Below are 23,588 nucleotides of genomic sequence, written 5' to 3'. Positions count from 1 at the left end.
GAGCTGTGTCAGGGCACTCGGACGGTCTGCAGTACCGCGTCGATCACCGCCTCGGGTGTGACGTCGACGTTCACCGCCTCGAAACCCAGGATGAGCCGGTGCCGCAGCACCCGGTGGGCGAGGGTGCGGATGTCCTCGGGCAGAACATGACCGCGTCCGGACAGCACCGCCTGCGCCTTGGCGCACCGGCAGAAGGCGATCGTGGCGCGTGGACTGGCGCCGTATTCGACGAGCCGCCCCAGCTGCTGGGGAAGGAACCGTCGTGGTTCGCGGGTGACGTGCACCAGCTCGCTGACATAGCGCACCAGTACGGGATCCATGTGAACACCGCGCACGGTGTTCTGCACACGCCGGATGTCGTCGAGAGTGACCACCGCCCTGGGAGTTTCGGTACGTTCGTATACCCCGGCCTCGATGCGGAAGATCATCTCCGCCTCTTCGTCGGGACTCGGGTAACGCAGCACCTCCTTGAGCATGAAGCGGTCGGTCTGCGCCTCTGACAGGGGGTAGGTGCCCTCCTGGTCCACCGGGTTCTGCGTGGCGACCACCAGGAACGGCTGCGGGATGGGGTAATTCACGCCGGCGATGGTGGTCTGGCGCTCCTCCATGGCTTCGAGCATGGCGCTCTGGGTTTTGGCGCTGGACCGGTTGATCTCGTCGAGCAATACGATATTGCTGTGCACCGGGCCCAGCTGCGTGGTGAAAACGTGCGAGGACGAGTCGTAGATCTGGGTGCCGATGATGTCGCTGGGCAGTAGGTCCGGTGTGCACTGGATGCGCCGGAATCCACCCGAGATGGATTCGGCGATGGTGCGAGCCGCGGTGGTCTTGGCCAGTCCGGGCACCCCTTCCAGCAGGATGTGCCCGCCGGTGAGCAACCCGATGAGCAGCGATTCCCGGAGATAATCCTGGCCCACCACCTTCGCGGAGAACGCGCGCGAGATGGCGTCGACGGTGCGGTTGGCGTCCTGCAGTGCGGCGTTGTCGAGTCGTGTAGGTGTACTCATGCTCGCCTAGGCGTACCCATCAGCCGTCCTGGCTAACGTCAGGCCCCTCTTCCAGCAACTTCCGGAACCCGTCCTCGTCGAGGATGGGCACCCCGAGCTCCACCGCCTTGTCGTATTTCGACCCGGGAGCGTCACCGGCCACCACGTAGGCCGTCTTCTTCGACACCGAGCCGGCCGCCTTACCGCCGCGCAGCAGGATCGCTTCCTTGGCCTGGTCGCGGGAGAAGCCGGTCAGCGACCCGGTGACCACGATCGACAGGCCCTCGAGGTTGCGCTCGATGCTGGTGTCGCGCTCGTCGGCCATCCGCACCCCGGCCTGTCGCCACTTCTCGACGATGGCGCAGTGCCAGTCGACGGTGAACCACTCCTTGACCGCGGCGGCGATGGTGGGACCCACCCCCTCGGTGGCGGCCAACTGTTCCTCGGAGGCCTCGATGACGGCATCCAGGCTGCCGAATTCGCCGGCCAGCGCGCGCGCCGCCGTGGGCCCGACGTGCCGGATGGAGAGCGCGACCAGCACCCGCCACAGCGGCTGGGACTTGGCCCTGTCCAGGTTGGCGAGCAGCCGTTTACCGTTGGCCGAGATCTCACCCTTCTGGGTGGTGAACAGGTCTGTGCGCAACAGGTCGTCGGCGGTGAGCGTGAACAGGTCGCCCTCGTCGGTGATCACCCCGGCTTTGAGCAGGGCGATACCGGCTTCGTAGCCCAGACCTTCGATGTCGAAAGCACCCCGGCCGGCGACATGGAACACCCGCTCACGCAATTGCGCGGGACATGAGCGCGAATTCGGGCAGCGGATGTCGGCGTCGCCCTCCTTGGCCGGCTTGAGCGGGGTGCCGCATTCGGGGCATTGGGTCGGCATGACGAATTCGGTTTCGGAGCCGTCGCGCAGGTCGACGACGGGGCCGAGCACCTCGGGGATGACATCGCCGGCCTTGCGGATGACCACCGTGTCACCGATCAGCACGCCCTTGCGTTTGACCTCCGACGCGTTGTGCAGCGTTGCGAGTCCGACCGTGGAGCCCGCGACCTTCACCGGCTCCATGTAGGCAAAAGGCGTCACCCGGCCCGTGCGACCGACGTTGACCCGGATGTCGAGCAGTTTGGTGGTGGCTTCCTCGGGCGGGTACTTGTAGGCGATCGCCCACCGCGGCGCTCGTGACGTGGCGCCGAGGCGGCGCTGCAGCGACACCTCGTCGACCTTGACCACCAGGCCGTCGATTTCGTGTTCGACATCGTGGCGGTGCTCACCCCAGTACGTCACCCGGTCCTGTACCGCCTCGAGCCCCTGCACCTGCACGGTGTGCGAGGACACCGGCAGGCCCCAGGCTTTGAGCGCCAGGTATGCGTCGTGCAGAGAGGGCGGATTGAATCCCTCGGCGTGCCCCAGGCCGTGACAGATCATCCGCAACTTGCGCCGCGCCGTCACCGCCGGATTCTTCTGGCGCAGCGACCCGGCGGCGGAGTTACGTGGGTTGGCGAACGGCGGTTTGCCCTCCTCGACCAGGCTGGCGTTGAGCGCCTCGAAATCGGCGACGCGGAAGAAGACCTCACCGCGCACTTCCAGCACGTCGGGCACCGGATAGTCGGGATTCTCGGTCAGTCGCTCCGGAACGTCCTCGATGGTGCGGGCGTTGAGGGTGACATCCTCGCCGGTGCGCCCGTCACCGCGGGTGGCCGCCCGCTCCAACCGGCCGTTGCGGTACACCAACGCCAGAGCCACGCCGTCGATCTTCAGCTCGCAGAGGTAATGCGCCTCCGGGCCGATCTCGGTGCGCACCCGGGTGGCCCAGGCCGCGAGCTCGTCGGCGTTGAACACGTTGTCCAGGGAGAGCATGCGCTCCAGATGATCGGCAGCCCCGAACTCGGTGGCGAAACCCGCCCCGCCCACCAGCTGCGTCGGGGAGTCCGGAGTGCGCAGCTCGGGGTGCTGCTCCTCCAACGCGGTGAGCCGGCCCAGCAGTGTGTCGAACTCGCCGTCGGAGATCACCGGCGCGTCCCGGACGTAGTAGCGGAACTGATGACCGCGCACCTCGTCGGCCAGCTCTTGCCACTGCCTGCGCAAGTCGGCAGCGTTGTGGTCTGCTTCCGTCGTTGGATCTGGCGCTGTCTCGGGTGAGCTCACGTTCTCACGTTAGCGAAACGGACCGACACCGATCGCGGCCTGGCTAACCTGGGCTGCATGCCGCATCCGATCATGTTTCGCGATGACGATTTCGGCTTGGCGGATGTGCGGCGGATCGCGTTGGGATTCCCGGGAGCGTTCGAGAAGATCTCTCACGGCCGGCCGGTGTTCTACGCGAACAAGAGCTTCGTCTGGTACGGCGGCAGCTCCAAGGCCACCGGCGAGCAGGTGACCTACCCTTACTCGATCCTGATCAAGCCCAGCGAGACCGAGCGCCCCGCGCTGGAGCAGGACTCGCGGTTCTTCTATCCGATGTACCTGGGCCCCTCGGGGTGGCTGGGTCTGGATCTCACCGCAGACAGAGCCGATGCGGGCCCGGATTGGGATGAGGTGGCCGAACTGATCGACACGTCGTACCGGCTCGTGGCCACCAAGAAGCTGATCCACCAACTCGAAACCAAAGGAGCGACGTGACATTTGCCAGCCCCTACCCCGAGGTCGAGATTCCGGACACCGGCGTCTACGACTACCTCTTCGGCGACCTGTCGGAGTCCGACGCCGATCGGGTGGCGCTGGTGGATGCGCCCACGGGAGCCGAGCTGACCTATCGCGATCTGGTGACGCGAGTCGACGCCTTCGCCGGTGCACTGGCCGATCGTGGGATCGGCGTCGGCGACGTGGTGGGCCTGCTGTCACCCAACAGCTCGGGATTCGCGATCGCCTTCCACGGCATCCTGCGCGCCGGTGCCACCGCCACCACCATCAACGCGCTGTTCACCGCGAAAGACATCGCCAAGCAGCTCACCGACGCGCACGCCAAGATGCTCGTCACCGTGTCGGCGCTGCTGCCCCAGGCCGCCGAAGGCGCCGCGCACGCGGGCCTGTCCCCCAGCGAGGTGGTGGTGCTCGACGGACCCGGTGAGGCGGACGCAGGTTCGGGCGGCCACCCCAGCGCCGACGACCTGCTGGCCTCCGGCGCCGACGCTCCGATCGTGAGTTTTGATCCCTCCACCCACCTGGCGGCACTGCCCTACAGTTCAGGGACGACGGGAAATCCCAAGGGCGTCATGCTGACTCACCGCAATCTGGTGTCCAACGTGGCGCAGTTCCGCCCCATCCAGGGCATCACCTCCGACGATGTGATCATCGCCGTGCTGCCGTTCTTCCACATCTACGGAATGACGGTGCTGCTCAACGCCGCCCTCCGGGCCCGCGCGCGGCTGGTGGTGATGCCGTCATTCGATCTACAGGCCTTTCTCCGCAACATCCAGGACCACCGGTGCACCCGGGCTTACATCGCCCCGCCGGTCGCCGTGGCCCTGGCCAAGCACCCGGTGATCGACGACTTCGACCTGTCGTCCCTGCAGGTGATCATGTCCGGGGCGGCGCCGCTGGACCAAGACCTGGGCCGAGCCGTCGCCGAGCGCATCGGCTGCCGGGTGGTGCAGGGCTACGGGATGAGCGAAGCCAGCCCGGTCACCCACTGCACACCGCCTGACGGCGGTCAGGCCGTTCTCGGGATGAGCGCACCGCTGAGCTCGGTCGGCTGGACCGTGCCGAATGCGGTCAGCAAGATCGTCGATCCGGCCAGCGGCGCCGAGATCGGGATTCCGGAGTCGGGGCGCAGCGAGACCGGGGAGCTGTGGTTCTCCGGTCCCAACGTGATGGCCGGTTATCTGGGTAACGACAAAGCCACCGCGGAAACCATTGACGCCGACGGCTTTCTGCACACCGGCGATATGGCGTGTGTCGACTCCGACGGGTGCGTGTACATCGTCGATCGCCTCAAGGAGCTGATCAAGTACAAGGGTTATCAAGTGCCGCCCGCGGAGTTGGAAGCGCTGCTGCTGACCCACCCGGATATCGCCGACGCCGCCGTGGTCGGTGTCACCGATGACGACGGCGAAGAGATCCCGAAAGCGTTCGTCGTCAAACAGGCCGGCGCCTCGCTGGACGAGACCGCGGTCATGGCCTTTGTCGCCTCGCACGTGGCGCCCTACAAGAAGGTGCGACGGGTCGAATTCATCGACGCCGTACCGAAATCGGCGTCGGGCAAGATCCTGCGTAAGGATCTTCGGACGCGCTGATCGTTCTCCCGGGCGAAATCGGGCTTCGAGGCGGCGCGGTGCGTAGGCGCTTCGCAGGTAGTGATATGGCTGGCGCGACGAGTTCGGGGCCACCTTTGCGGCCCAGAGTTTTGTCGTACCCTTCTGCTTTGATGGTGGCATGTCCTCGACCGCAACATCTTTCGCCGCTCCGGAGGTGTCACCCAAGGAGCGGCTCGATGTGTTGTTCGAGGAGTTTGCAGAGTTGGCCGGACAGCGCAATGCGATCGACGGCCGCATCGTGGAGATCATCGCCGAGATCGACCGTGACGGACTGGCCGGTATGACCGGCGCCAAATCCATACCAGCACTGGTGGCCTGGAAACTCGGGGTCTCACCGCGCAACGCCGACATCTTCACCACCATCGCGCAACGTCTCGCCGAATTCCCCCGCTGCACGGCCATGCTGCGGCAAGGCCGGGTGTCACTGGATCAAATGGGGGTCATCGCCGAGCGCGCCGCCAACGGCTCCGATGAGCACTACGCCCAACTGATCCCCTCCGCCACCGTCGAACAACTCCGCCATGCGGTGAACCTGGAATCCAAACCCACACCCACCCTCGAACCGCAACCCGAGCCGGAACCGGAGTACCAACCCGAGCCCTGGGAATCACAGCCCGCGCCCTGGGAATTGACAGCGGGATCGACGTCCGAGCCCCCACCCGAACCGCCGCCCGAACCGAGACCCGGGCCTGAGTCACGACCGGAACCGCCACGCCGGCAACCCAAGCGGTCCATCACCCACACCAGCGACGACCAGTCGGTCACCTGGCACATCACCTTGCCCCACCATGAAGCCGCAGAATTCCAGGCCGCCCTGGACTCCCACCGCGACGCCCTGGTCGCCGACTGGAAACGCGACCACGCCACCGGCACCTCCAACACCACCCCACCGTTCCCCACCCCGGTCGACGGATTCATGAGCCTGGTGCACGCCGGCTGGGACGCCGACGTCGCCGCCCGCCCACACGGACACCGCACCACCGTGGTCGTGCACCTCGACGTCAAAACCCGCGCCGCCGCCCTGCATCTGGGGCCGCTGCTGTCCGACGATGACCGCCGCTACCTGCTCTGCGACGCCACCTGCGAAGTCTGGTTCGAACGCGACGGCCACCCCCTCGGCGCCGGGCGGGAAACCCGCACCCTCAGCCGCCGGCTACGCCGAGCTCTGGAACACCGCAACCGCGGCACCTGCGCGGTCCCCGGCTGCGGAGCCACCCGCGGATTGCACGCTCATCACCTCATCCATTGGGAGGACGGCGGCCCCACCGAACCATCGAATCTGGTGTTGGTCTGCCCTTTCTACCACCGTGCCCACCACCGCGGCCGCATCACGCTCACCGGCCCCGCCCACCAGCTCGTCGTCACCGACGCCGCCGGCCGACAACTCACCAACGCATCCCTGGCCCGACCACCCACCACACAGCCACCCAATGTCCCACCGTGCCCCGGCCCCACCGGGGAACGCGCCCAATGGTGGTGGTACACCCCATTCCAACCACCAGCAGCCAGCTGACTACTGGGAGTCTTGCCCACAGCCAGCAGGTCCCCGACTGATCAGGCCCCGGAGGATCACTGCCGTCCTCAGCCGATGACACCCGGGTTCCGGGTCTGCCAGGACTGGTTCCAACAGATCCTGATGACGCGCCAACGGTCACAACTAACGAGCACTGGCGGCACGAGAAGCGTGGTCGTCCTCCACGAACGCTTTCAAGCGTCCGAGCGCACGGTCCCACCTGGTCGACAAAGCTGCCAGGTAATCACCGGCGGCGTTGAGCGGCGTGGGCTCGACGGTCCAGATCCGTTCGCGTCCGCGTTTGGCGCTGCTCACCACCCCGGCCGTCTGCAACAGTTCGAGGTGCTTGGTGGTTGCCTGGCGACTCAGCGTGATGGACTGCGCCAGTTGCAGAGTCGAGCGTGGCCCGGCGTCACACAGAGCGATCACGATGTCGAGGCGATGGGGATCACCCAGTGCGCCGAACACCGTCGCGGTTGACGCAGTGGTCATCGCTGCGCTTCGAGCGCAAGGAACTTGCCGACCAGTCGGGTCTGCAGCTCCCAACCCTCGCTGTTGCCGCGGAAGGTGCCGTCGCGATGTTCGGCGGGCAGCGCATCGAAACCGGACTCGACGATCTCGAGCAGGGTCCCGGTTTCCTGTTCGGTGAGCGTGAACTCGACCAGCGTGGTGAGGTCGGCAAACTCCGGTTCGGACAACGGATTCCACCGGAAGGCGAGCCGGCGCCCGGGCTCAACGGCGACGATCGACAAGGTGACCGGCGCCCCGACATACGGGCGTTGCTTGGCCGCGACCTCGTCGTCGACGGATGTCTCGGTGATCTGTCCGGAGACTCGTTGGCCTTCGACGAAGGCCCCGTCGACCTTCATGCCGAACCAGGTGCCGAATTTCGTGGAATCGCTGATGGCATCCCATACCCGCTCCAGCGGAGCGGCGAGCAGGACGGATTTTTCGATCCGGTCGGCAGTCATAGGCAACCTCCTTGTTGCCTATCAGCTCACCACACATGCCAGAGAAAGGCAACCTTTCAGTTGCGTGAATTCAGATGGCCTCGGGATCCTGATCGAAGCCGTCGGCGACCTTCTGCGCCAGCCCGATGGCGGTGCGGGCCCACGCCGCCGTGGCGCCGGCGAGACCGCATGCCGGTGTCACACCCACCTGGTCACGCAGGACCGCGCGTGGAAAGCCGAGGCGGTCGGTCACCTTCGCGGCGGCTGCGGCCACTTCCTCCACCGCGGGACGAGGTGCTACGTCCAGTGCCGGGACGACGCCGAGAAGCACGGCGCGCCCCGCTTCCAGGAACTCGCCGATACCGTCGAGGTCCTGCGGCTGCAACGTGGAAACGTCAACCGCCACCGCGCTGATTGCGCTGCGCTGCAAGAGCTTCCACGGCAAGTCGGCGGCGCAGCAGTGGATCGACACCTCCGCCCCTGCGGCGGACACACAGGCGTCGATGAGCTCGATCGCCAGCGCCTCGTCGACGGGATGCACCGGCGTGACGCCGGTGACCCCGGTCAGCCGGCCGAGCAGCGCGGCCGGCAGTGTGGGTTCGTCGAGTTGCACCACGACGTCGGTGTCCAGACGGCGCGCCACCTCGGCGCGGTGCTGGGCGAGACCCTCGGCCAGCGACTCGGTGAGATCTCGTAGTGCACCGGCGTCGGTGATCGCCCGATGGCCGCTGCCCAACTCGAGTTGCGCTGCCAGGGTGATGGGTCCGGGTGCCTGCACCTTGACGGTTCGCCTGGATCCGCCCAGACCGGCTTTCTCCCACGACTCTTCCAGCGCGTCGAGGTCCTCCCCGAGCAGGCTGCTCGCCCGCCGCACCACGGCTCCGGGCCGCGCGGCGATGCGGTAGCCGCGGGGCACTGTGTCGATCGCGATGTCGACCAGCAGCGCCCCGGCGCGACCGATGAGATCGGCCCCGACTCCCCTAGCAGGCAGTTCGACCACATGAGTCAGGGTGTGCAGTTCGCCGACCACCACCTCGGCGGCATCTCGTGCCGAGGTTCCGGGCCAGGACCCGATGCCGGTTGCCGCCGAGAATGCAGACGGCGCTGCTGCGCTCATGGCCCAACCGTAGCCTGGGTGGATGAGGGCGGGCGCACGGATGTTCACGTGCTGCTCTGCGGTGCTGGTCGTCGGCTGCAGTCAGCAGGTGAGCGGTTTCGCGGTTCTGCCCTACTCCGAGCACCCCGGCCCGCCCGGCGCCGTCGATGTCGATGCGCTGATGCTGGATCTGTCCCGCATGCGTGCGTTGACCGGCGCCGGCGAGGATCTGAACATCATCCCGAGCATGGACGGCAAGTCTCCCGTCGATGTCGATCTGCTGGCCCGCGACGTCCCGGAGCCCTGCCGATTCGTCTTCGCCGAGACGCAGACCTTCGGCGCCGACATGGCCGACTTCCACAAGACCACCTATCAGAGCCCACCGGATTCGGCGTTGATCTCCCAGGCCGCGGCGCGGTACCCGGATCCCCAGACCGCCCGCGTCGCCTTGGACGATCTGTCCGACGCCGCCACCGCCTGTGCCGCCACCTCGTTGGGCCCGCTGCTGGTCGGTGACGTCGAAACCCAGCCCGAGACCCTGAGCACTCGAACCTCGACCACCTGTGGCCGTGATTATCGGGTGAAGGCGTCGTTGCTCGCCGAGGTGACCTTCTGCGAATTCCCCGAGTCGGTGTCCGAACTCGTGATGACCAACCTGCTCGCCGGCGTTCCGGGTTAGGCCGACACCCGAGCCCTCGGGACCCGTCAGACGAACTGGCGACTCAGCTTGGCGTGCCGGTTGACGTCTTTGTACAGCAGATACCGGAAACGTCCCGGACCGCCGGCGTAACAGGCCTGCGGGCAGAACGCGCGCAGCCACATGAAGTCACCCTCTTGCACCTCGACCCAATCTTTGTTGAGCAGGTACACCGCCTTGCCCTCGAGCACGTAGAGGCCGTGTTCCATCACGTGTGTCTCCGGGAAGGGGATGGTGCCGCCGGGTTCGAAGTTGACGATGTTGACGTGCATGTCGTGGCGGACATCGGACGGGTCGACGAACCGCTGTGTGGCCCAGCGACCCTGTGTCCCCGGCATTTCGATGCCCTCGACCTGAATCTCATTGGTGACGAACGGCTCGGGCACCTCCAGCCCGTCGACGCGCTCATAGGCTTTGCGGATCCAGTGGAAGCGCGCCGTCTCGGCGGTGTCATTGCGCAGCGTCCAGTCGCACCCGGGCGGCAGGAACGCGTAACCGCCCGGGCTCAGGGTGTGCTTGTCGCCCCCGATCACGAGGGTGAACCCGCCCTCGACGACAAAAAGCACTCCCTCGGCGCCGGGATCGAGCTCGGGTCTGTCGCTACCGCCACCCGGCGAGACCTCGACGATGTACTGCGAGAACGTCTCCGCGAAGCCGGACAGCGGGCGTGCAATCACCCACAACCGGGTGTCGTCCCAGAACGGGAGGTTGCTGGTGACGATATCGCGCATGGTGCCGCGCGGAAGTACGGCGTACGCCTCCGTGAAAATCGCTCGGTCCGTGGTCAGTTGGGTCTGCGGTGGCAGTCCACCGGTCGGCGCGTAATACCGTGGCGTGTTGTCAGTCATGTTCGGCTCCCACTCGCTGCGGTCTTCACTCCCGCTCCCCTTCTTGTTGTCATGCTGCGCCTCTGCTCAGGCGCCGGCCCTGCGGCTCGTTGTTGGTGTCGATTCTCCTGCCTGGCAACGGGCGCTCCGCACCTGCCCCGCCAGCGGGCGACCGGAGGGGGTGATCGTGTTTGGATCACGGTCGGTCATGCTTGTGCCTCCCGGGGTCGAGTGGTGTCCAGCTCCGGCTGCCTGAAGTCGCGCACGGAGATCGCGTAGTAGAGCACCGCGGCGATGATCACGCCGACGAACCAGGAGAACGCCGACCACGCCTCCCACGGCTTGTACAGCGCGACGAACAACGAGAACGATGCCGCGACGGTGCCGGCGATCAACGCCCGGGGGTTCCAGCCGCGCTTGTAGTAGTAACGGCTGCGCGGGTCGTCCAGATACAGCTCCTCGATCGAAACCCGTTGTCGCCGCAGCAGGTAATAGTCGGTGAAGATCACCCCGAAGATCGGTCCGAGCAACGCGCCCAGACCGCCGAGGAAGTAGAAGATGGCCGCGGGGCTGCTGTAGAGGTGCCACGGCGTGATCACCACCGCCGCGACCGCACTGATCAAGCCACCCCGCCGGAAGTCGATGTGTTTGGGCGCGAGGTTGGCCAGGTCGTAGGAGGCCGAGACGAAATTCGCGACGACGTTGATCCCGATCGTGGCGACGACGAACGTGATCGCGCCGATGACGGTGACCCAGACGTTGTCGATCCTCGCGACGATCTCGACCGGGTCGGTGATCGCTTCGCCGAACACCGCGATGCTGCCCGCGGTGACCGCGACGGTGACGATCGCGAAGGCCATGAAATTGACCGGCAGGCCCCAGAAATTGCCGCGCAGGACGGTGCGCCGGTCCGGCGCGAACCGGGAGAAGTCGCAGAAATTGAGCAGTAGCGTCGAGAAGTAGGTGATGGTGAGCGCGCATGCCACGAAGAAGGCCTGCACGGCGGCACCGCCGGACTTCTGCTCGTCGGTCAGGTTCAGTGAGAAGTCCGAGCCGGCTTCGATGACGATCCACACGGCGAGTACGAACATCACCACCCAGATGGCCGGGCCCGCCCAGTCCTGGAACCGCCGCACGGTCTCCATCCCGCGGCGGATGACGAACAGTTGCAGCACCCACAGCACCGCGAACGCTGCCCAGCCCAGCATGTCGAGTCCGAGAAAGTCCGCACCACGATGGCGGGCGACGTCCGGCCACGCCGCGATGGCCAGCACCACCACCGCCTGGGAAGCCAGCCAGGTCTGGATGCCGTACCAGGCGATCGCGATCACCGCCCGGATCAGTGCTGCGAGGTTGGCACCGAACACCCCGAACGAGATCCGGGCGATCACGGGATAGGGCACCCCGGTGGCCTGGCCGGCGAAACCGGTGAGATTCATCAGGAAGAACACCACGGTGATACCGAGCACCAGCGCGAGGAAGACCTGCCAGCCGACCAGCCCGGTGAAGAACAGGCCTGCGGCGAACGTGTAGCCGCCGATGCTGTGTACATCGGACATCCACATCGCAAACAAGCTGTAGGTCCCCCAGTTTCGCTCCCTGGCGGGCGCCAGATCGTCGTTGTACAGCCGTGGACTCGGCCCGTCGGCTTGGGATCCACTGACGGTGGTGTCGGTCATGATTCCTACCTCCCTGTACGCACCCGGCCTGATCCGGCGCACCCCTCGTGCGTCGGTCTCGGGCCTAGTCCAGCAACGCGATCGCCGTGGGAGCGTCCTCGCCCTTGAGGGCCAGTTCCTCGAATTCGACGACGTTGTCGATCTCGGTGCCCATCGACACATTGGTCACTCGTTCCAGGATCACCTCGACCACCACCGGCAGCCGATGTTCTCTCACGAGTTCTTTGGCGCGCTCGAGCGCCGGCAACACACTCTCGGGTTCGGTGACCCGGATCGCCTTGCAGCCCAGCCCTTCGGCCACCTTCACGTGGTCGACCCCGTACCCGCCCAGCTCGGGGCTGTTGACGTTGTCGAAGGACAACTGGACGCAGTACTCCATGTCGAACCCGCGCTGCGACTGCCGGATCAGGCCCAAGTAGGAGTTGTTGACCACGACGTGGATGTATCCGATGTTGAACTGGGCGCCGACCGCGAGTTCTTCGATCAGGAACTGGAAGTCGTAATCACCCGACAAGGCGACGACGGTGGCCTCCGGGTCGGCCGTGGCCACCCCGAGTGCGGCGGGCACGGTCCACCCGAGCGGACCGGCCTGCCCGGCGTTGATCCAGTGCCGCGGCTTGTACACATGCAGCAGCTGTGCGGCCTGGATTTGGGACAACCCGATGGTGCTGACGTATCGGGTGTCGGGTCCGAAAGCCTTGTTCATCTCCTGATACACCCGCTGCGGCTTTATCGGAACGTTCTCGAAGTTGGTTCTGCGCAACATGTTTCGCCTACGCTCGCGGCAGGACTGCGCCCACGCGCCGCGGTCGGGCAACCGGCCCTCGGCGTACCACTCCTTGGCGACCTCGACCAGCACTTCCAGCGCCGCCCTGGCGTCCGAGACAATCGCGTAGTCGGGTGCGAAGACGCGCCCGATCTGCGTCGGTTCGATGTCGACGTGGACGAACCTGCGGCCGCGTGTGTAAGTGCCCACGCCGCCGGTGTGCCGGTTGGCCCACCGGTTGCCGATGCCGAGCACAAAATCCGATTCGAGCATGGTGGCGTTGCCGTAGCGATGCGAGGTCTGCAGCCCCACCATGCCCGCCATCAGCGGGTGGTCATCCGGGATGGTGCCCCACCCCATCAGAGTGGGGACAACGGGAATCCCGGTGATCTCGGCGAAGGCCACCAGCAGGTCGGCACCGTCGGCGTTGACCACTCCGCCGCCGGCGACGATGAGGGGCCGCTGCGCCGTCGCCATCATGGCCAGCGCCTTCTCCGCCTGCTTACGGGTGGCTGCGGGCCTGGGCACCGGTAACGGCTCGTAACTGTCGATGTCGAAGTCGATCTCGCCGAGTTGCACATCCATCGGCAGGTCGATCAGCACCGGGCCGGGGCGGCCCTCCCGCATCACCTGGAACGCCTTCTGGAAGGTCCCGGGAACCTGCGCCGACTCCATCACCGTGACCGACCATTTCGTGACCGGCCCGGCGATGTCGGAGATGTTGATCGCCTGGAAGTCCTCCTTGTGCAATTTGGCCACCGGAGCCTGTCCCGTGATGCACAGGATCGGGATCGAGTCGGCCGACGCGGAGTACAGCCCGGTGATCATGTCGGTACCCGCGGGGCCCGACGTCCCGATGCACAGGCCGATATTGCCGGCCTTGGCCCTGGTGTAGCCCTCGGCCATGTGGGACGCGGCCTCGACGTGCCGGGCGAGTACGTGCCTGATGCCGCCGTGGGCCCGCATCGCACTGTAGAGCGGGTTGATGGCCGCACCGGGGAGCCCGAAAGCCTGGGTGGCGCCCTCCTTTTCGAGGATCAGCACTGCGGCGTCGACGGCACGCATCTTGGTCATGATCGAGTCCTTCCGCTCAGTCGTTCGACTCCGCGCAGCAGTCCGGAGTGGTCGAGTGCGCCGTCGCCGTTGGCGAGGGCGCTGGCCATCAGCTGGGCCACGACGGCGCCCAGCGGAACGACCACGCCCGCTTCCCGCGCAGCCGCGGTGACGATGCCGAGATCTTTGTGGTGCAACGCGATCCGGAAGCCCGGGTCGAAGGACCGTTCGAGCATGTTCTGCTTTTTCTGATCGAGCACCTTCGAGCCGGCCAGGCCGCCGCCGAGCACCTCGAGGGCCGCCGCGGTGTCCACGCCGTACGCCTCGAGGAACACGACCGCCTCGGCGAGCGCCTCGATGTTCGCGGCGACGATGAGTTGGTTGGCAGCCTTGACCGTTTGGCCCGCCCCACTGGGTCCGACGTGGACGACGGTCTTGCCCACCACGTCCAGGTAGGGTTTGGCCGCCTCGACATCCTCGGCCCTGCCGCCCACCATGATCGACAGGGCCGCGTTGACCGCTCCCGCCTGGCCACCGGAGACGGGGGCGTCGACCAGCCGCAGGCCCCTGGCCGTGGCCTGCTCGGCGAGTTGTGCGGTGACATCGGGTCGGATGCTCGAGAAGTCGATGACGAGCGTGCCCTCCTTCGCGTTGTCGAACACGCCATTGTCCCCTGCGAGGACATCGCAGACGTCCGGCGAGTCCGGCACCATCAGGCAGACCACATCGGCGTCGCGCACGGCGTCGGCCACCGACTCCGCTGCGCGGCCACCCGCGTCGACGAGCGGGGCGGCTTTCTCGGGCGAGCGGTTGTAGCCGGTCACCTGGTGGCCGGCCTTGGCGAGGTGAACAGCCATGGGGCTGCCCATGATTCCGAGTCCGATGAAGGCGATGTCAGACATCGTGTGTGCTCCTCAGTTTCTTCATCCAGCCGAAGCTGTCGGCGGAAGCGCCAGATGGCTTGTATTCAAGGGCCACCCAGCCGTCGTACCCCGCGTCCCGGAGGTCGGTGAGCTGTCGAAGCAACGGCAGTGAACCGGTGCCGGGCTCGTTGCGCCCGGGGGCATCAGCAATCTGTACGTGGGCGATTCGATCGGTGTGGGCGGCTATGACCTCATCCACGTCGTCGCCGTTGACCGCCAGGTGGTAAAGGTCAGCCAGCAGAGCGACGTTCGGCTCGCCGGCCCGGTCGATCACCGCGAGCGCGTCGGCGGCGGTCTTGAGCGGGTATGCCGGCGCCCCGCTGACCGGCTCGACCAGAACGGTGCCGCCGATTCGGGCAGCCCCCTTGGCCGCGAGCGCCAGATTCTCGGCGCCGAGCTGGTCTTGGTGTTGCGGCGACTCACCCTCGATGCGGTTGCCGTACAGCGCGTTGAAAGCCTTGCAGCCCAACCGCTCTCCGATACCGATCGTCACCTCGATGTTGTCGCGGAACTCTGCGCAGCGCCTCGGCCATGACACGAGACCGCGGTCACCGGCGGGCATGTCGCCGGCGAAGAAGTTGAGGCCCACCAGCTGCACCCCGGCGTCGTGTACCGAGGCGATGAACGTGTCGATGTCCTTGTCGGCGGGCACGGCCTCGGCGAACGGCCACCAGAACTCCACGCCTTCGAAGCCGGCTTGCTGCGCGGCTGCGGCGCGTTCCAGCAAAGGCAGCTCGGTAAACAGAATGGAGCAGTTGACCTCGAAACGAAGCGGTGGATTCATGATGTCCCCACTCTTCCGTAATGCGGAATCTTGCTTCTGTATTACGGAAGCAGAGCGTACGCCTGTGGCATAGGTCACGTCAAGACTCCCCAAGACGGTCAAATCGAGTCGACGGATCGGCCGCCCTTGACAAGATATGTGAGTTAGGTCACCATCGAATCGGCATTAACGGAATTTAACTTTCGCTATACGGAAAATAAGCGGCCCATTGAGCGGCGATCGTCCGTGGTGCGAACAACACGTCGCAAGGAGCAGCAATGGGTATCGCGCTCGGACCGAACCAATACGGCAAGGCAGAGAACCGAGTCGTGCGCGTGTACCGCGACACCGACAGACATCACATCCGCGACCTGAACGTGTCGACGTCGCTGCGCGGCGACTTCACTGCAGCCCATATCAGCGGCGACCAGGGCGACGTGCTGCCCACCGATACGCAGAAGAACACCGCCTTCGCTTTCGCCAAGGAGAAGGGTGTCGCCTCCCCCGAACAGTTCGGGCTCGCGCTCGGCGCGCACTTCCTGGAGGCAGCCCCCAAGGCAACGGCGTCGCGGATCGGCATCGAGGAGTACACGTGGGAGCGCATCGAGGTGGACGGCTCCGGTGGGCACGATCACTCGTTCATCCGGCGTGGCCCCGAGTTCCGCACCACCGTTGTCACCACCGACGACAGCGCCGGCGAGCGCCGGGTCTGGGTGGTTTCCGGTGTGCAGGATCTCGTCATCCTCAAGACGACGGGGTCCGGCTTCAAGGGCTTCCTCAAAGACAAGTACACGACCCTGCAGGAGACCGAGGACCGGATCATGGCCACCGCGTTGACCGCGCGGTGGCGTTATGAGCACACCCAAGTCGACGACTGGAACAAGATCTACGACGACATCAAGCGGACGATGCTCGAGGTGTTCGCCGGCAGATACTCAAAAGCGTTGCAGCAGACCCTGTATCAGATGGGTGAGGCGGTGCTGGAGGCGCGCCCCGAGGTGGCCGAGATCAGATTCTCCGCGCCCAACAAGCACCACTTCGTCGTCGATCTGTCGCCGTTCGGTGTGGAGAACAACAACGAGGTCTTCATCGCCGCCGACCGGCCTTACGGCCTGATCGAAGCCTCTGTGGTGCGCGAAGGCGGCTCCGACCCCGGCGATGCCTGGTTGAACACTCCGGGATTCTGCTGAGGCAACCATGAAGCCACTCGCGGCAGGCGTGCAGGGCGCCGGACCGCCGGCCCGTTTTACACGAAACGCCACCTTCGCCGTCGACGGGCGAGTCCAATTGCGGTAGCGGCTCAACCACCGTCGGTCACCCGATATCCCGCCTTCAGCCGAAAGGACGGCATCCAATGACCAGATCACGATCCGCCACCGCCGAGAAGCCTCGGACCGCCAGGCACCCCGTCGACGAAATCCTGCCCATCCCAAAGCTTGCGGTGTACGGCTTCCAGCACGTCCTGGCGTTCTACGCCGGCGCCGTGATCGTCCCGATCCTGCTGGCGAACTCGATTGGGCTGACCACCGAACAGCTGATTCACCTGATCAACGCGGACCTGCTCACCTGCGGTATCGCGTCGATCATCCAGTCCGTCGGGTTCTGGAAGATCGGTGTGCGACTGCCGCTACTCCAGGGCGTGACGTTCACCGCGGTCTCCCCCATGATCGCCATCGGGCTGGCCGCGGGAGGCGGCACCGACGGCCTGCTGGTGATCTACGGCGCGGTGATCGTGGCGGGGCTGTTCACCTTCCTGATCGCCCCGTACTTCTCCCGGCTGATCCGTTTCTTCCCGCCGGTGGTGACGGGCTCGGTGATCACCATCATCGGTATCGCCCTGTTGCCGGTGGCGGCAGCCGACGCGGCAGGCGGGGCGGGTCCGACGCTGGATCCGACCAGCGGCAAGAACCTGGCCTACGCGATGGGCACCCTGGCGCTGATCGTGCTCATCCAGCGCGTGTTCAAGGGCTTCATGGCCACCGTCGCGGTGTTGGTGGGCTTGGTCGTCGGCACCTTGGTGGCCTGGCTCCTCGGCGATGCGCACTTCGACGCGGTGGTCACCTCGTCCTGGTTCGGGGTGACGACGCCGTTCTACTTCGGTTGGCCCAAATTCGCTGCGGCCGCCATTGTTTCGATGATCGTCGTCATGCTGATCACCGCTGTGGAAACCACCGGTGACGTGTTCGCCACCGGTGAGATCGTCGAGAAGCGGATCGTGCGCGAGGACATCGCCCGCGCGCTGCGCGCGGACGGTCTGGCCACCACACTCGGCGGTGTCCTGAACTCGTTCCCGTACACCTGCTTTGCCGAGAACGTCGGCCTGGTCCGGCTGACCAGGATAAAAAGCCGGTATGTGGTGGCGACGGCCGGCGTCATCATGATCATCCTCGGGTTGCTGCCGAAAGCGGCGGCGATCGTGGCGGGCATCCCGCACCCGGTGCTCGGCGGCGCGGCCCTGGCCATGTTCGCCACGGTGGCGGTGGTCGGCTTCCAGACCCTGTCCCGCGTGGACTTCCACGACCACCGCAACGTGGTGATCGTGGCGACCAGCGTCGGCCTGGCCATGTACGTGACCGCCCAACCCGACGTGGCCAAGGCAGTGCCGGAGTGGGCGCAGATCATCCTGGGCAGCGGAATCACACTCGGCAGCATCACCGCCATCGTGCTCAACCTGGTGTTCTTCCACATCGGCACGAGCCGCGGCCCTGCCGTCGCCGGCGCACCCGGCGCGGGGCTGGTGCGGCTCTCCGATGTCAACAACATGTCCTTGGAGCAGTTCAGGCGCACCTTCTCCGGGCTGTTCCAGGGCCCGGACTGGGTGGTCGAGCGGGCCTACGCCCGGCGCCCCTTCACCGACACCCAGGACCTGCGCCGGTCGTTCCAGGAGGCGCTGTTCGCGGCGACGCCGGAGGAACAGGATCAGCTCATCGGCGCCTATCCCGATCTGGGCGCCGTCTCCGTGGCCACCGGCGAGGAAGGCGAGGACTCGATGTCCGATCAGTCGGTGCTCGGACTCACGCGGCTCGCCGAGCAGGAACACCAGGAGCTGGCGGCGCTGACCCAGGCGTACCGCGACCGCTTCGGCTTCACGCTGATCATGGCGGTGCGCGACCAGGCCAACATCGAGCAGTTGCTGCGGCACGGCTGGGAACGACTGAACAACTCACCCACCCAGGAACACGCCGCGGCGTTGATCGAGATAGCGAAGATCGCCACCTACCGATTCGACCAGCTGGTGGCCGAGGCCAACCCGATTCATTCGGCCCGCACCCGGCACGTCGAGAACTAGGAAGGCACAGCATGACCGGCGGCGTCTCCGTCGACGGATTCAACGCGCTCCCCGAATCAGAGGCCAGGCGAAGGCTTCTCACCTGCCTGAACGCACCGCGCTGGGCGGAGGAGGTGGCCGGCCGGCGACCGTACGCGGACTACGCCGCGTTGACCGCCCAGGCCGCGGCGTCGGCGGCCGAGTTGTCCGACGACGACCTGTCGGCCGCGTTGAACGGGCACCCCCGCATCGGGGAGCGCGCCGGTACGGGGCATGCCGCCGACTTCTCGGTCCGGGAACAGGCGCAGGTGGATCGCGACGACGTGGACGTCATGGCCGCGTTGGCGGCGGGCAACCGGTCCTACGAACAGCGCTTCGACCGGGTCTTCCTGGTCCGCGCCGCCGGCCGCAGTTCCCCGGAGATCCTGGCCGAATTACGCCGCCGGCTCGGCAACGACGACGACACCGAAAGGGCCGAAACCGTCGCAGCGCTGCGCGAGATCGCCTTACTCCGACTGAAGGATGTGGTGTGAGTGGGAACCGTGAGCACCCATGTACTCGACACCAGCGTGGGACGAGCGGCCAAGGGCGTCCGGGTGGAGCTCGAACAGGACGGCGCCCGGATCGGCGATGGTGTCACCGACGCCGACGGGCGTATCGGCTCCATCGGTCCGGAGCGGCTCGGCGCGGGCGACTACACGCTGCGCTTCCACACCGGCGGCTACTTCGCCGACGGCGGCCGGGACTGTTTCTATCCCGAGGTCGTCGTGGTTTTCACCATCGCCGATCCGGATCAGCATTACCATGTTCCGTTGCTGCTCAACCCTTTCGGCTACGGGACCTACCGTGGTACCTGAGCGCACCACCCACTCCGCGGTTCGCGCGCACTGCACCCTGCTTGCTCGCGCGAGTACCGTGGCCAGCACGGAAGGAACAGCGTCATGAACTGGACCCCAACGTCACCCAGTGTTTCCGTCAACGGTGAACGGCGCCGTGTCGTCGATGTCGCGCCGTATGTCACGGCGCTGGACTGGCTGCGCGATCAAGGGTTCACGGGCGCCAAGGAGGGTTGCGCCGAGGGCGAGTGCGGCGCCTGCTCCATCATGGTGGCCCGGCCCGACGTGAGCTCTGGTCATCAGGGCCACACCCGCTGGACCGCGCTCAACGCCTGTCTGGTGCCGGCGCTCTCACTCGACGGCCAGGAACTGGTCACCGCCGAAGGGCTGGGCAAACCCGGCGCGCTGCACCCGGTACAGCGGGAGATGGCGCAGCGCGGTGGGTCCCAGTGTGGTTACTGCACACCTGGATTCATCTGTTCGATGGCCGCCGAGTACTACCGCCCCGATCGCGCCCCTGTCGATCCGAGCGGCAACGGCAAGCGCGCGGCCGACCACGAACACGGACCCAACGGGTTCGACCTGCACGCGTTGAGCGGTAACCTGTGCCGCTGCACGGGATACCGGCCCATCCGGGATGCCGCCTACGCGCTGGGCCGCCCGCCCGCCACCGACACCTTCGCCCAGCGGTGCGCGACGCCCGCGCCCGCCGCACCTGCCACTCGGGTGCGGGTCGGCGACGCCGAATTCGTCCGGCCCGCTGACCTTTCCACCGCACTCGCCCTGCTGGCGGAGCGGCCGGACGCCACCGTGGTCGCCGGGTGCACCGACTGGGGCGTCGAGGTCAACCTGCGCGGCACCCGCGCCCCTCTGGTGGTGGCCGTCGACCGGCTGCCCGAACTGCGCACGTTCGACGTCGGTTCCTCTCATATCGAGGTGGGCGCCGCGCTCACCCTGTCGGAGGCCGAGCGGCTGCTGGACGGACGGATCCCGCTGCTGGACCAACTCTGGCCGCAGTTCGCCTCGCGACTGATCCGTAACGGCGCCACCCTCGGCGGCAACCTCGGCACCGCCTCCCCGATCGGGGACGCAGCGCCGGGGTTGTTGGCGCTGGAGGCCACGCTGGTGCTGACCGGGCCGGACGGCGACCGCGAGGTGGCGCTGGCCGATTACTTCACCGGCTACCGGCAGACGGTCAAGCAGGACGGCGAACTGATCCGGACCGTGCGTATCCCGATGCCGCCCACCCCGATGGCCGCGTTCCACAAGATCGCCAAGCGGAGGTTCGACGACATCTCCAGCGTGGCAATCGCCTTCGCGCTACAGGTCGTCGGCGGTGTGGTCGAACGGGTGAGCATCGGCCTCGGCGGGGTGGCGGCCACCCCGCTGCGGGCCACCGCCACCGAAGAGGCGTTGCGGGGACACCCCTGGACCGCGGAGACCGTGCGCGCCGCCGCCGCCGTGCTGGGCCGCGAGGGCACCCCGATCGACGACCACCGGGCCAGTGCCGCGTTCCGCGCGGCGATGCTCGAACAGTCGCTGCTCAAGTTCCATGCCGAATCCGCTGTACCCGAGGGGGCCACGTCATGAGTGAGCTCAGCACCCGCCCGTCGCGCCCGGTGGTGGGCGTCGAGATACCGCACGAGAGCGCCGACCTCCACGTCACCGGGCTCGCGCTGTACACCGATGATCTGGTGAGCCGCTACCCCGGCGCGCTGCACGCCTATCCGGTGCAGGCCCCGCACGCGCACGCCCTGGTGCGTTCCATGGACACCGGGCCCGCGCTGGCCATGCCGGGGGTCGCCTGTGTGCTCACCGCCGCCGACGTGCCCGGTGTCAACGACGCCGGCGTCAAGCACGACGAGCCGCTGTTTCCCAGTGAGGTCATGTATTACGGCCACCCGGTGTGCTGGGTGCTGGCCGACACGTTGGAAGAGGCCAGGATCGCCGCAGGCAAGGTGGCCGTCGACTACGAACCGCTGCCGTCGCTGATCACGATCTCCGAGGCCATCGCCGCGGACAGTTTCCAGGGCGCGCGGCCCGTGCTGCGCCGCGGTGAACCGGAAGCCGCTTTCGGCACGTGTGCTCATGTTTTCGAGGGCGAGTTCGAGTTCGCCGGTCAGGAGCACTTCTACCTGGAGACCAATGCGGCCCTGGCCAGTATCGACGAAAACGGCCAGCTGTTCATCCAGTCCTCGACGCAGCATCCGACCGAGACGCAGGACATCGTGTCGCACGTGCTGGGCAAGCCCAACCACGAGGTCACGGTGCAATGCCTGCGCATGGGTGGGGGTTTCGGCGGCAAAGAGATGCAGCCGCACGGGTATGCGGCCGTCGCCGCACTCGGCACGGTGCGCACCGGCCGCCCGGTGCGGGTGCGATTCAACCGGACTCAGGACATCACCATCACCGGCAAGCGGCACGGGTTCCACGCGGTGTGGAAGGTGGGGTTCGCCGCGGACGGCACCATTGGGGCGTTGACGGCGACGCTGACCGCCGACGGCGGCTGGAGCCTCGACCTGTCCGAGCCGGTGCAGGGCCGCGCGCTCTGTCATATCGACAACGCCTACTGGATCCCGAACATCGAGGTGCACGGGCGGATTGCGAAGACCAACAAGACCTCGCAGACCGCGTTCCGCGGGTTCGGCGGGCCGCAGGGCATGCTGGTGATCGAGAACATCCTCGGCCAGTGTGCGCCGGCGTTGGGCATCAGTGCCCGCGAACTGCGCAGGCGCAACTTCTATTCGGCGGGACAGACCACTCCTTACGGCCAGGAGGTACGCCATCCCGAACGGATCGAGCGGGCCTGGAACCAGGTCATCGAAAGCGGGGATGTGGACCGTCGCCTGGTTGAGATCGAGGCGTTCAACGCCACCCATGAGCACACCAAGCGCGGGCTCGCGGTCACCCCCGTCAAGTTCGGCATCTCGTTCAACCTGACCGCGTTCAATCAGGCCGGCGCGCTGGTGCACGTCTACAAGGACGGTTCGGTGCTGATCAACCACGGCGGCACCGAGATGGGCCAGGGCCTGCACACCAAGATGCTGCAGGTGGCCGCCACGGCGCTGGGAGTGCCGCTGTCGGTTGTCCGGCTGGCACCCACACGAACCGACAAGGTTCCCAACACCTCTGCCACAGCGGCGAGTTCGGGAGCCGACCTCAACGGCGGCGCGGTGAAGAATGCGTGCGAGCAGATCAAGGCCCGGCTGGCCGAGGTGGCCGCCGAAGAGCTCGGCCACGTGCACCCGGCCGACGTCCGGTTCGTCGACGGCAAGGTGACCGGGCTGGCGGCCACCGACCGTGAGCTGGACTTCGCCGAGCTGGTGAATTTGGCGTATCACCAACGTGTTCAGCTGTGGGCGGCGGGTTTCTACCGCACCGCAGGGTTGTACTGGGATGCCGCCCGGATGCAGGGTTCGCCGTTCAAGTACTTCGCCTATGGGGTCGCCGCCAGCGAGGTGGAGGTGGACGGGTTCACCGGCGCCTACCGGTTGCGCCGGGTGGACATCGTGCACGACGTCGGCGACAGCCTGTCTCCGCTTGTCGACCTCGGCCAGGTGGAGGGCGGATTCGTTCAGGGCGCCGGCTGGCTGACCCTGGAGGACCTGCGCTGGGACACCGGTGACGGGCCGTCCCGCGGCCGATTGGCCACCCAGGCGGCCAGCACTTACAAGCTGCCCAGCTTCTCGGAGATGCCCGAGGAGTTCAACGTGACGCTGCTGGAGAAAGCCCACGAGGACGGCGCGGTGTACGGGTCGAAAGCGGTGGGCGAGCCGCCGCTGATGCTGGCCTTCAGCGTCCGCGAGGCGCTGCGCGAAGCGGTCGCGGCATTCGGCCCGACGGGTCACTGTGTGGATCTCGGCTGCCCGTCTACGCCCGAACGGGTGTTCTGGGCCATCGAGCGCGCCCGCTCGAAGGACGCACCGATGCGCCCGGAGGAGGCGCCCGCCGCCCAACTGGCCGGAGGCGCCTAGCCA

The 23,588-nt window shown here is 66.8% G+C and carries 20 protein-coding genes; 10 read left to right on the top strand and 10 right to left on the bottom strand.

Annotated elements, in window-relative coordinates; all coding sequences use genetic code 11:
- Positions 1-8 precede the first annotated feature (8 nt).
- Both NL241_RS13035 and ligA read right to left on the bottom strand, forming a co-directional pair.
- On the bottom strand, positions 9-1,007 hold the full coding sequence (locus tag NL241_RS13035) for an AAA family ATPase (protein ID WP_487689033.1): 999 nt from the start codon (positions 1,005-1,007) through the stop codon (positions 9-11).
- A gap of 19 nt (positions 1,008-1,026) precedes the next feature.
- Positions 1,027-3,132 (bottom strand): NAD-dependent DNA ligase LigA, encoded by a 2,106-nt coding sequence (gene ligA / locus NL241_RS13030; RefSeq protein WP_494397760.1) that lies wholly within the window; start codon positions 3,130-3,132, stop codon positions 1,027-1,029.
- 57 nt (positions 3,133-3,189) lie between these two features.
- Between ligA and NL241_RS13025 the strand changes: the two genes are divergently transcribed.
- The 3 genes from NL241_RS13025 to NL241_RS13015 all read left to right on the top strand — a co-directional run bounded on the left by NL241_RS13025 (position 3,190) and on the right by NL241_RS13015 (position 6,753).
- A complete protein-coding gene (locus NL241_RS13025) occupies positions 3,190-3,606 on the top strand; it encodes an MmcQ/YjbR family DNA-binding protein (protein WP_487689029.1) in 417 nt (138 codons plus the stop codon).
- A complete protein-coding gene (locus tag NL241_RS13020) occupies positions 3,603-5,219 on the top strand; it encodes a 4-coumarate--CoA ligase family protein (protein ID WP_494397759.1) in 1,617 nt (538 codons plus the stop codon). Before NL241_RS13025 ends, NL241_RS13020 begins: the two co-directional genes overlap by 4 nt.
- A gap of 139 nt (positions 5,220-5,358) precedes the next feature.
- Positions 5,359-6,753: an HNH endonuclease signature motif containing protein gene (locus tag NL241_RS13015; RefSeq protein ID WP_494397758.1), complete on the top strand. Its 1,395-nt coding sequence runs from the start codon at positions 5,359-5,361 to the stop codon at positions 6,751-6,753.
- Between the two features lie 144 nt (positions 6,754-6,897).
- Here NL241_RS13015 and NL241_RS13010 read toward each other — a convergent pair whose 3' ends face one another.
- The 3 genes from NL241_RS13010 to NL241_RS13000 form a co-directional block, all read right to left on the bottom strand.
- The gene (locus NL241_RS13010; protein ID WP_494397757.1) at positions 6,898-7,245 is read right to left on the bottom strand and encodes an ArsR/SmtB family transcription factor; all 348 of its coding nucleotides are present in this window, start codon (positions 7,243-7,245) and stop codon (positions 6,898-6,900) included.
- On the bottom strand, positions 7,242-7,724 hold the full coding sequence (locus tag NL241_RS13005; protein WP_494397756.1) for an SRPBCC family protein: 483 nt from the start codon (positions 7,722-7,724) through the stop codon (positions 7,242-7,244). Before NL241_RS13005 ends, NL241_RS13010 begins: the two co-directional genes overlap by 4 nt.
- Before the next feature lie 70 nt (positions 7,725-7,794).
- Positions 7,795-8,820, bottom strand: a complete 1,026-nt coding sequence (locus NL241_RS13000; protein WP_494397755.1) for a uroporphyrinogen decarboxylase/cobalamine-independent methonine synthase family protein — start codon at positions 8,818-8,820, stop codon at positions 7,795-7,797.
- Between the two features lie 22 nt (positions 8,821-8,842).
- Here NL241_RS13000 and NL241_RS12995 point away from each other — a divergent pair, with 22 nt between their 5' ends.
- Positions 8,843-9,478, top strand: coding sequence for a sensor domain-containing protein (locus NL241_RS12995; RefSeq protein WP_494397754.1), 636 nt, complete (start codon positions 8,843-8,845; stop codon positions 9,476-9,478).
- Positions 9,479-9,504: 26 nt separating this feature from the next.
- On the opposite strand, the gene NL241_RS12990 is transcribed toward NL241_RS12995, so the two are convergent.
- The 5 genes from NL241_RS12990 to NL241_RS12970 all read right to left on the bottom strand — a co-directional run bounded on the left by NL241_RS12990 (position 9,505) and on the right by NL241_RS12970 (position 15,528).
- Positions 9,505-10,344, bottom strand: coding sequence for a bifunctional allantoicase/(S)-ureidoglycine aminohydrolase (locus tag NL241_RS12990; RefSeq protein WP_494397753.1), 840 nt, complete (start codon positions 10,342-10,344; stop codon positions 9,505-9,507).
- 185 nt (positions 10,345-10,529) lie between these two features.
- Positions 10,530-12,002 (bottom strand): NCS1 family nucleobase:cation symporter-1, encoded by a 1,473-nt coding sequence (locus tag NL241_RS12985; RefSeq protein ID WP_487688937.1) that lies wholly within the window; start codon positions 12,000-12,002, stop codon positions 10,530-10,532.
- 64 nt (positions 12,003-12,066) lie between these two features.
- A complete protein-coding gene (gene gcl / locus NL241_RS12980; protein WP_494397752.1) occupies positions 12,067-13,842 on the bottom strand; it encodes a glyoxylate carboligase in 1,776 nt (591 codons plus the stop codon).
- Complete coding sequence (locus NL241_RS12975; protein ID WP_487688932.1) at positions 13,839-14,723, bottom strand: 2-hydroxy-3-oxopropionate reductase; 885 nt, start codon at positions 14,721-14,723, stop codon at positions 13,839-13,841. The genes gcl and NL241_RS12975 overlap by 4 nt, the downstream gene beginning before the upstream one ends.
- On the bottom strand, positions 14,716-15,528 hold the full coding sequence (locus NL241_RS12970) for a hydroxypyruvate isomerase family protein (protein WP_494398301.1): 813 nt from the start codon (positions 15,526-15,528) through the stop codon (positions 14,716-14,718). Before NL241_RS12970 ends, NL241_RS12975 begins: the two co-directional genes overlap by 8 nt.
- A gap of 257 nt (positions 15,529-15,785) precedes the next feature.
- On the opposite strand from NL241_RS12970, the gene pucL reads away from it, so the two are divergent.
- The 6 genes from pucL to xdhB all read left to right on the top strand — a co-directional run bounded on the left by pucL (position 15,786) and on the right by xdhB (position 23,585).
- Positions 15,786-16,697 carry a factor-independent urate hydroxylase gene (gene pucL, locus NL241_RS12965; protein ID WP_487688927.1) on the top strand — a complete coding sequence of 304 codons (912 nt, stop codon included), beginning with the start codon at positions 15,786-15,788 and terminating at the stop codon, positions 16,695-16,697.
- A 164-nt stretch (positions 16,698-16,861) separates the two neighbouring features.
- A complete protein-coding gene (gene uraD, locus NL241_RS12960) occupies positions 16,862-18,796 on the top strand; it encodes a 2-oxo-4-hydroxy-4-carboxy-5-ureidoimidazoline decarboxylase (protein ID WP_494397751.1) in 1,935 nt (644 codons plus the stop codon).
- An 11-nt stretch (positions 18,797-18,807) separates the two neighbouring features.
- On the top strand, positions 18,808-19,308 hold the full coding sequence (uraD, locus tag NL241_RS12955) for a 2-oxo-4-hydroxy-4-carboxy-5-ureidoimidazoline decarboxylase (RefSeq protein ID WP_487688923.1): 501 nt from the start codon (positions 18,808-18,810) through the stop codon (positions 19,306-19,308).
- Positions 19,309-19,317: 9 nt separating this feature from the next.
- On the top strand, positions 19,318-19,632 hold the full coding sequence (uraH, locus tag NL241_RS12950; RefSeq protein ID WP_494397750.1) for a hydroxyisourate hydrolase: 315 nt from the start codon (positions 19,318-19,320) through the stop codon (positions 19,630-19,632).
- 84 nt (positions 19,633-19,716) lie between these two features.
- On the top strand, positions 19,717-21,201 hold the full coding sequence (locus tag NL241_RS12945; RefSeq protein WP_494397749.1) for a xanthine dehydrogenase small subunit: 1,485 nt from the start codon (positions 19,717-19,719) through the stop codon (positions 21,199-21,201).
- Positions 21,198-23,585, top strand: coding sequence for a xanthine dehydrogenase molybdopterin binding subunit (xdhB, locus tag NL241_RS12940; protein ID WP_494397748.1), 2,388 nt, complete (start codon positions 21,198-21,200; stop codon positions 23,583-23,585). Before NL241_RS12945 ends, xdhB begins: the two co-directional genes overlap by 4 nt.
- Positions 23,586-23,588 lie beyond the last annotated feature (3 nt).

It is taken from the genome of Mycolicibacterium sp. SMGY-1XX (assembly GCF_059132455.1).
Note: the sequence above shows the minus strand (reverse complement) of the source record. Positions and strands in the feature narration are given on the sequence as shown.